Annotated in this window: 5 protein-coding genes; 1 reads left to right on the top strand and 4 read right to left on the bottom strand. The window is 69.8% G+C overall.

Annotated features, from left to right (window positions below; translation table 11 throughout):
• Positions 1–8: 8 nt before the first annotated feature.
• Positions 9–266 carry an acyl carrier protein gene (locus tag ABT170_RS18945; RefSeq protein WP_266926867.1) on the bottom strand — a complete coding sequence of 86 codons (258 nt, stop codon included), beginning with the start codon at positions 264–266 and terminating at the stop codon, positions 9–11.
• 3 nt (positions 267–269) lie between these two features.
• Entirely contained in the window at positions 270–1145 is an 876-nt protein-coding gene (locus tag ABT170_RS18940; protein ID WP_329946944.1) for an ACP S-malonyltransferase, read from the bottom strand.
• A gap of 313 nt (positions 1146–1458) precedes the next feature.
• On the opposite strand from ABT170_RS18940, the gene ABT170_RS18935 reads away from it, so the two are divergent.
• Entirely contained in the window at positions 1459–4806 is a 3348-nt protein-coding gene (locus tag ABT170_RS18935) for an ATP-binding protein (RefSeq protein ID WP_329946945.1), read from the top strand.
• 161 nt (positions 4807–4967) lie between these two features.
• Here ABT170_RS18935 and ABT170_RS18930 read toward each other — a convergent pair whose 3' ends face one another.
• On the bottom strand, positions 4968–6233 hold the full coding sequence (locus ABT170_RS18930) for a cytochrome P450 family protein (RefSeq protein WP_351868697.1): 1266 nt from the start codon (positions 6231–6233) through the stop codon (positions 4968–4970).
• A 299-nt stretch (positions 6234–6532) separates the two neighbouring features.
• A complete protein-coding gene (locus ABT170_RS18925) occupies positions 6533–8845 on the bottom strand; it encodes an FdhF/YdeP family oxidoreductase (protein ID WP_351868695.1) in 2313 nt (770 codons plus the stop codon).
• Between the last annotated feature and the right edge of the window lie 55 nt (positions 8846–8900).

Here is an 8900-nt window from a genome sequence, read left to right as displayed (position 1 = left end):
CTCCTTGCTCAGTGGTCGTCGCGCTCGGCGAGTTTTTTCGCTATGAAGGCGTCGATGGCCGCCAGCGAAGAGAAAATGTTCGCGATGAACTCCTCGTCCGTCAGCTTGAGCGAGAAGTCCTTTTCGAGGGAGCTCAGGAGCTGAATGTATCCGAAGGAGTCCATCACCCCCGCCTTGAAAAGGTCGCTCTCAGCCGTCAGTTCATCATCGAACTCCACGAGGAACTGATCCTCGATAAGAGTCTGGATATGCCTCGTTCGGTCCATGTCTCACACCCCGCTTTTCCTGAGATTGTCCCGGGCACCGGTCTTCGCGAGACTCTTCACCATCCGGAGAAGTGAGTTCCCGCCGATCTCCTCGTACTCCAGCCCGGGGTCGAGAGAAAGGAGGTGACGGATACTGTCGGACCAGCGCACCGGTTCGACCAGCTGTCTGCCCAGCATCTGGGCGATCGTGCCCTTCTCGTAGGGCCGTCCGCTCACATTGGAGATCACGGTCGCCCGGGGCTCCGCGAAAGTGAATTCACCGAGAAATTTTTCGAACTCGGTGCGAACGGGTTCCATGTGGCGGGAGTGGAAGGCCGCGCTGACCCGCAGCGGGGCGAAGCGGATGCCCCGCTCCTTGAGCGCGGCGTGGGCCGCGCGCAGCGCCCTGTCACTGCCGGCGATCACGACCTGGGTGTCGGTGTTGTAGGCCGCCAGGTCCACTTCCTCGACGCCGTCCGCCCTCAGCATGTCGAGCAGCTGCGGACCCGGGGTGTCCATGACCGCGCTCATCCCGCCGCCCGAGGCCGCGGCCATGAGTTCGCCGCGCTTCCTCACCAGCCGCAGACCGGTCTCGAAGTCGAAGACTCCGGCCGCCAGGAGCGCGTTGTACTCCCCCAGGCTGTGTCCGAGATAGCAGTCGGCAGGCCTCTCCTCGTGACGCTCGCGCTCGAATGTATGCAGCGCATTGACGGTGAAGAGGGCCGGCTGCGTGCACTCCGTTCGCGAGAGCACGTCGTCCCGATTGTCGCGGCACCGCGCGACGAGGTCATAGCCCAGGACGTCACAGGCGTATCTCGCGATGCCTGGATAGCGGCCGAAAACATCTGCACCCATGCCCCGAAACTGCGCCCCTTGCCCAGGGAAGAGAATCGCAAACACGTTGATGCCTCCAGGGTCTGCACCGGTGGTCGGCCAACACCCGCTCGGCGATGTCGGTTCGGAACATGCTGCGACACCGCCCTTGCGGCGTACTGGCTGGAATGCTGATGCCTTGGCGCGAACCCTTGTCCGGATCCTTGCCGTCCGATTGCCGTTCGCTTGCCCGTCGCATCGGCATACACGAGAATCGCATTGCCAATTCTGTGATCGTTTATTAGCCATTCATCAGACACGATTCACGCGGAAGTACATGTCCTGCTCTAAGATCAATTGGCCGGAGAAGTCTCAAGCGTGAGAACGAATGGGGCCGAATATGTCTGCACGCCAGGCTCAGACCGCACCGCCGCTTCCACCGCCGCCCGCCCCCTCCGGACCGGTGCTGCAGGTCCTGGGCCCCATGTCGGCCCAGTGCGGGGGACACGACCTTCCGCTCGGCCCGCCCCGGCGCCGGGCGCTGCTGGCCCTTCTGCTGATCAGACTGGGCCGGGTCGTGCCCACCACGGTCCTCATCGAGGAGCTCTGGCGGGACGACCCGCCGCAGCGGGCCGTCGCCACCCTGCAGAGCCATATCTCCCACCTGCGCCGGGCGCTGGCCCCCGCGGCGGGGCCCGGCAGGTCGGCAGTACTGCGCCACCGGGCCCCTGGATATGTCCTTGAACTGACCCCGGAACAAGTGGATGTCCACCAGTTCGAGCAACTCCTTTCCGCCGGGCGCCGTTTCCTCGCCCGCCAGGACCATGCCGCCGCCCGGGACCGGCTCACCCGGGCGCTCGCGCTGTGGCGGGGCTCCCCGTACGCGGAGTTCGCCGTCCACCAGCCGCTCGCCGATGAGAGCACCCGCCTGGAGCAGGTCCGGCTCACCGCTCTGGAGGCCTCCGCCGAGGCCGGACTCGTCCTGGGCAAGACCGCCGAGGTGGTCACCGAACTGGAACGCGAGGTGCGTCAGCATCCGACGCGGGAGCGCCTGGTGGGCCATCTCATGACCGCGCTGTTCCGGTCGGGCCGCCAGGCGGAGGCGCTGGAGGTGTACGAGTGGACGCGGAACTATCTGGTCGAGGAGTACGGCGTGGACACGACCGCCGAACTCCAGCAGCTCCACACCGCGCTGCTCCGGCAGGAACTCGGCGGCCACCGGGCGCTCGCCCCGGCGGGCGAGCACGAGCTGAACAGGGTCACCGCGTTCCCGCTGCCCGGACGGACGACGGTCCCGGCCGGGGCCCCACCGGTGACCGGGGTTTCCCCACCGGCGGGGAAACCCGCCGTGCACACCATGGAGACGCCCGAGGATCCCGGCCGTACGGCACAGACGCTGTCCCTGGTGCCCGGCCTCACCTTCGGCGAACCGGCGATGCCGCCGCAGCTGACGGGCCGCGAAAGGGAGTTGAGGCGTCTGGTCGCCGCGACATCCGGTTCGGCGACCGGCCGTGGACATCTGGCCTGTGTGTTCGGCTCCTCCGGGCTCGGCAAGACGCATCTGGTGATGGAGCTGGTCCAGCGTCTCCAGCACCTGGACGAGAACATCGAGACGATCCGGAGCAGCTGTTTCCGCGGTGAGGGAGTCCCGCCGTACTGGCTGTGGACCCAGGTGCTGCGCCGGCTGGCGGCGGCCAGGCCCGAGGAGTTCCGGGCCGCCGCCGCGCCCTTCGGCTCCTTACTGGCCCCTCTCCTGCCCGGCGGGCAGGCCGCGCCGCCGGGCGGGGGCGACCGTGATCCGGACAGCTCCCACGACTCCTTCCGCACCCATGACGCGCTCTGCGAAGTCCTGTTCACGCTGGCCGCGCAGCGGCCGCTGGTCCTGCTCCTGGAGGACGTGCACTGGGCGGATGCCGTATCGCTGGACCTGCTCCGTCTGCTGAGCACCCGCCGCCAGGGGCATTCCCTCAGCATCGTGCTGACCGGCTGGGACCTGGAGGCCTGGCCCGATGCCTCACGGTTCCGGGTGATGACCGAGGTGCTCAAGGGCCCCAACGCGGACATCCTGCGGCTGGCGGGACTGGCCCGGCAGGATGTCGCCACCCTGGTCGACGCGCATGCCGGGCCGGGTGTCGACGAGCGGGTCATCGACGCACTGCACCACCAGAGCACGGGCAGTCCCTACTTCGTCCTCCAGATGCTCTCCCTGCTCAGTGACGCCCGGGACCTGCGTGATCCGCGCGGCACCGAGGAACTCCTCGGCCTCATAGTGACGTGCGCGCGCAAGGTCCTTCGCCAGGAGTTCGCCATGCTGCCGGAACCGGTCCTGCGGCTGCTGCGGCTGTGCGCGGTCGTCTCGCCCGACAGCGAAATCGAACCGCTCTGCCGTGCCACCGGCGGCAATTCGGCCGTCGCGGTCGTGGAGTCGGCGATCCGCTACGGCCTGCTCGCCCCCGACCGGCAGCGCACCGGACGGCTCCGCCTCGCTCCTCCTCAGGCGCAGGAGGTGCTCACCGCCGAGCTGACGGACGAGGAGCGCCACCAGATGCACGCCCGGTACGCCGACGCGCTGTCCTCGCAGGTCCATGCGGAGAGCGCTCCGGAGGAGATCGGCCGCGTGGCCCACCACGCATGGCACGGCAAGGACGCCATGCCCTCGAAACGGGTGCTCCCCTGGCTGCTGCGCGCCGCCGAGAACGCGGAGTCCCGCCTCGCCTCCGGGGAACGCGAGCTGTGGCTGCGCCGCGCGGTCGGGATGGCCGGCTCGCTGCGCGGCGGCACGGACGCCCGCGACCTGGAACAGCGCCTCCACCTGGAGCTGGGCCGTCTGCTGGGCCAGATCCGGGGATTCGGTGATGCCGAGGCCGAGGCGGAGATCGCCCGGGGGCACGCCCTTCTCCCGACCCCCCAGACGTCCGACGACCCGGCGGTCCTGTCGATGCTGGGGGCATCGCTCCTCGTGCGCGGGTGCTACGACGAGTCACGGCAGCTGTCCGCCCTGCTCAGGAACATCGCCGAGCGCACCGGCGGCCCGACGGCGCAGCTGGGCGCGTCGTTCGGCGAGAGTACGGCGCTCTTCGTCCGCGGCCTGTTGCCCGACGCGCTGAAGGAGCTGGAGCAGGGTGTCGGGCTGGCCGACCGGCTCGCGCGTGAGGGCCGGCTGCCGGACGGCGTGTACCGCTCCGATCCCCGTGTCTACTTCCGCTGCTACGACGTCTTCGCCCGTTGGCTGCTGCAGGACCGTGCGGCGGCGGCCGAACAGCGCCGGCGTCTGCTGAGGCTGACCCAGCACGACAGCAAGCCCTGGGACCGTGCCCAGGCCCTCTATGTCGACGCGGTCGTGGCCGCCTGGGAGGGCGATGTGGAGACGGCGCGGTCCTCGGGCACCGAAGGGGTCCGGCTGGCCGTCGAGCACGGGCTGTACTACTGGAAGGCGATGCTGCACCTGCCGCTGGGCTGGGCGCTCGCGCACGGCGGCCGGCGGGAGGGGATCCCCGGGATGAAGACCTCGCTGGCCGAACTGCGGCTGTCCCGGACCCACATACGCCTGCCCCTCCATCTGGGGCTGCTGGCCCAGGCCCAGCACCGTACCGGGCAGCGGGAGGACGCGGTGGACACCCTGCGCACGATGGTCGCCGTGGTCGAGCACCGGCGGGAGTACGTGTACTTCCACTCCGCGCTGCCCGCCACGCAACTGCTCCACGAGCTCCTGGGCAAGGACACGACCGAGCCGGTGCTGCGGGAGTGAGTGGCGCCCCGGTGCCGCTGGGGAGGCCCGCCCTCACGGGACACACATCTGCCGCGAGGAGGCCAAGAGCCTCCGTACATGCGGGAAGAGGCGCCTGACCAGGTTATCCACCCGGCAGGCGCCTTTCGCTGCGGGGCGGCCCTCATGCCCCTGACCAGGGGTCACAGATACACGGGGAGGGCCTTCAGATGCCAGTTGACGGGGTTGGTGCCTCGTTCCAGGTTCTCCGGGGCGGTGGCGAGACGCAGGCCGGGGAAGCGGCTGAACAGCGCGCTCAGAGCGCCGGCGGCCTCTTCCTGCGCAAGGTGTGCTCCGAGGCAGCGATGGGCACCGTGGCCGAATCCGAGGTGGGGTTCGCGGCCGCGGCGGTTGCGGGTGATGTCGAGGCGGTACGGGTCGGTGAAGGCGGCCGGGTCCCGGTTGGCCGCGGACACGATCGGCAGGACGGCGTCGCCGGCGCGCACCGGGGTGCTGCCGAGGGTGGTGTCGCAGGTGGCGTAGCGGGGCAGCGCGCGCACGACGGGGCCGCAGTAGCGCATGAGTTCGTCGACGGCGTGCGGCATGAGGGTGAGGTCCTCGCGCAGCAGGGCGAGTTGGGCGGGATGGCTGAGCAGCGCCTCGACGCCGTTGCTGATGAGGTTGACGGTGGTGATGTGCCCGGCGACGACGAGGTTGACGATGAGCGAGACCAGTTCGTCGGTGCTCAGCCGGTCGTCGCGGTGGGGGCTGAGCAGGTCGGAGATGAGGTCGTCCCCGGGGTCCGAGGCATGGCTCGCGACGAGGGTGTGGGCGTCGTCGACCATGCCGGCCAGCGCGTCGCCCAGCTCCTCGCCGCAGACGCCTGCTGTCAGGGTGGTGCTGCGGGCACGCCAGCGGTCGCGGTCGGCTTCGGGGACGGCGATGAGTTCGCAGATGACGGTGATGGGCAGCGGCCGGGCGAAGTGCTCGACGAGGTCGACGACACCGTTCTCGGCCCGCTCCGGCAGGCGGTCCAGCAGCTGGGCGGCGATGGTGTCGATCCTGGGGCGCAGGGAGGCCACCCGCCCGGGGGAGAAGGCGGCGGTGACCAGGCCGCGCAGGCGGCGGTGGTCGGCTCCGTCCGCGTCGAAGATCCCGGCGCGCAGATATCTCTCGTTGTCCGCGTGCATCCCGCGGGCCTGCCAGGTCTGTTCGGTGCGGTGTGCCACCGGTGTGCCGGGGACGGCCGCGGCGTCGATCGTGAAGCGGGGGTCGCTCATGAGCGTGCGGATGTCGTCGTACCGGGTGGCCACCCACATCGGGTCGACACCGCGCACGCACCCGCGCACCATCGGCCCGCGTTCGCCGATGCGCGCGTAGGTGGTGAACGGATCCCGCACCAGTTCCTGACCGGCCAGATCCAGGGGTGCGTCCTCGAGGTCGCCGGATTCGGGTTCGTGCACAGCCATACCAGGGATCTCCCAACAGTCGGGCCATTCCGTTGCGGCATCATCCCGCCGGGATTCGCCCCCGCGGACCCCCGAGGGAGCGAATCCACCTGGATGAGCGCATTCGACGCAGACGGGGCGTCCCCGGTTCGCCCGGGGCGCCGTGCACGCGGTGCGGGAGACGGGTTCCCCGACGCGCCGCGGGCGCCCGGCGGTGCGGAGGCCGAGCGGGGGCTACGGCACCCGGAGCTTCACGGGCCGCCGGTCACGGCCCTCGTCGGGAGCGTGGAACACCACCGCCTGTCAGGTCGGCTCCCCGCTCAGGCCGCGGGCGCGATGGTGACCTTGACGTGCTTCATGAGCGGCTGGTCGCTCTGGGTGCTGTAGTCGCACAGCGCGCACAGGACGTTCATCTCGGGCATGTATCCGGCCGCGCAGCCGCGGGGGATGTCGTAGGGAACGGCCAGATAGCCCGCGAGGGAGCGATGGCTCCCGTCCTTGGCGGTGCTGGTGATGTCGACGGGCTGGAACTTCGAGATTCCGCGCTCGCGCATGTCGTCCCGGTTCATGAAGACCAGGGTGCGCAGGTTCTTGATGCCCCGGTAGCGGTCGTTTCCGGAGTAGATGGTGGTGTTCCACTGGTCGTGGGAGCGCATCGTGCCCAGGGCCAGCGTCCCCGGGGCCGGGACGACGTCGGGCAGGGCGGCGGCCGAGAACTCGGCGCGGCCGGAGTGGGTGCGGAAGACCAGCTCCCGGGCGGGCTGCTTGATACGGAAGCCGAGCGGCAGCCGTACGCGGCGGTTGAAGTCCTCGAAGCCGTCGAGGACCTGGGCCATCGTGTCGCGGATGCGGTCGTAGTCCTCGATGTACCACTCCCAGGGCGTGGCGCTGCCGGGCAGGGCGGCACGGGCCATGCCGGCGATGATCGCGGGCTCGGACAGCAGGTGCGGTGAGGCGGGGCGCTTCATGCCGACGGACAGATGCACCATGCTCATCGAGTCCTCGACGGACGTGCTCTGGACGCCCTCGCGCTGATGGTCCTTCTCCGTGCGGCCCAGGCACGGCAGGATGAGGGCGCGACGGCCGTGGACGAGATGGCTGCGGTTCAGTTTGGTGCTCACCTGGACCGTGAGTTCGCAGGTGCGCAGCGCCTCATGGGTGTACGCGGTGTCGGGGGCGGCGAGGGCGAAGTTGCCGCCCATCCCGACGAAGACCTTCACCTCTCCGTCGTGCATCGCCCGGATGGTGGAGACGGTGTCCAGGCCGTGCTCACGGGGCGGCCGGATGGCGCAGACCGCGGCGAGGCGGTCCAGGAACTCGCCGGAGGGGCGGTGGTCGATGCCGCAGGTCCGGTTGCCCTGGACGTTGCTGTGTCCGCGCACGGGAGAGGGGCCCGCCCCCTCACGTCCCAGATTTCCGCGCAGCAGGAGGAGGTTGACGATCTCGCGGACGGTGTCGACGCCGTGCTCGTGCTGGCTGACGCCCAGGCACCAGCTGATGATGGAGCGGTCGGCGGCGCGGTAGACGCCCGCGGCCCGGAGAATGCCGTCCCGGCCGATTCCGGACTGCTTCTCGATCTCCTCCCAGGGGGTGGCCTCGCACAGGGCGCGGTACTCCTCGAAGCCGGCGGTGTGCCGGTCGATGAACTCCCGGTCCAGTGCCCCGGGGTCGGAGGCGGACCGCTCCAGGATCGCCTTGGCCATGCCGCGCAGGAGCGCCATGTCGCCGCCGATGCGCGGCTGGAGGTTGAGGGTGCTGGTCCGGGTCGCATGGAAGGTGGCCATGTCCGTGAAGTCGTGCGGAATGATGGTCCGGGTGGCGGCTGCTTCGACCAGTGGGTTGATGTGCACGATCTGCGCGCCGCGGCGGTGGGCCTCCGCCAGGGCGGTCAGCATCCGCGGGGCGTTGGAGGCCGCGTTGACACCGAGGATGAACAGGGCGTCGGCGGCCTCCCAGTCCTTCAGGTCGACGGTCCCCTTTCCGGTGCCCAGTGACGCCCGGAGCGCGCGGCCGCTCGCCTCGTGACACATGTTGGAGCAGTCGGGCAGATTGTTCGTGCCCAGTTCCCTGGCCATCAGCTGGTAGAGGAAGGTGGCCTCGTTGCCGAGCCGGCCGGAGGTGTAGAAGGACGCCTGATGCGGGCTGTCCAGCTCGCGCAGGGTGCGCCCGACGAGGGCGAAGGCGTCCTTCCAGCTGATGGGGACGTAGTGGTCCGACCCGGGGTCGTAGACCATCGGCCCGGTCAGCCGGCCCTGGTTCTCCAGCTCGTAGTCGCTCCATCCGGACAGTTCGGTCACCGAGTGCGCGGCGAAGAACTCCCGGCCGACGCGCTTGCGGGTCATCTCCCAGCTGACGTGCTTGATGCCGTTCTCGCAGATGTCGAGATGCAGGCCCTTGGTGTCGTCCGGCCACGCGCAGCCCGGACAGTCGAATCCGCCGTTCTCGTGATTCATCCGCATGATCGCCCGCGGGCCCTCGGCGAGGACGCCCTCGCGCACCATGAACCGGCTCACGCTCCTGGCCGCACCCCATCCGGCGGCCGGGTGGTGATAGGGCCGGGATTCCGGATCCCCCTGGGGTTCGGGCCCCACGCGGGGCTCCGTCCTGCCCTCTTCGTCCTGGGAGGCGCTCACGATCTCACCTTTCGGCCGTGCGGCACGGTCGGAGAAACAGCACTCCGGACCAGGC

Source organism: Streptomyces sp. NPDC001787 (assembly GCF_040297465.1).
Lineage (GTDB): Bacteria > Actinomycetota > Actinomycetes > Streptomycetales > Streptomycetaceae > Streptomyces.
Note: the sequence above shows the minus strand (reverse complement) of the source record. Positions and strands in the feature narration are given on the sequence as shown.

Bases quoted from the DNA above. Each gene is read 5' to 3' on its own strand.
- ABT170_RS18930 (WP_351868697.1), bottom strand. From the start codon at position 6,233: ATGGCTGTGCACGAACCCGAATCCGGCGACCTCGAGGACGCACCCCTG.
- ABT170_RS18935 (WP_329946945.1), top strand. From the start codon at position 1,459: ATGTCTGCACGCCAGGCTCAGACCGCACCGCCGCTTCCACCGCCGCCC.
- ABT170_RS18945 (WP_266926867.1), bottom strand. From the start codon at position 266: ATGGACCGAACGAGGCATATCCAGACTCTTATCGAGGATCAGTTCCTC.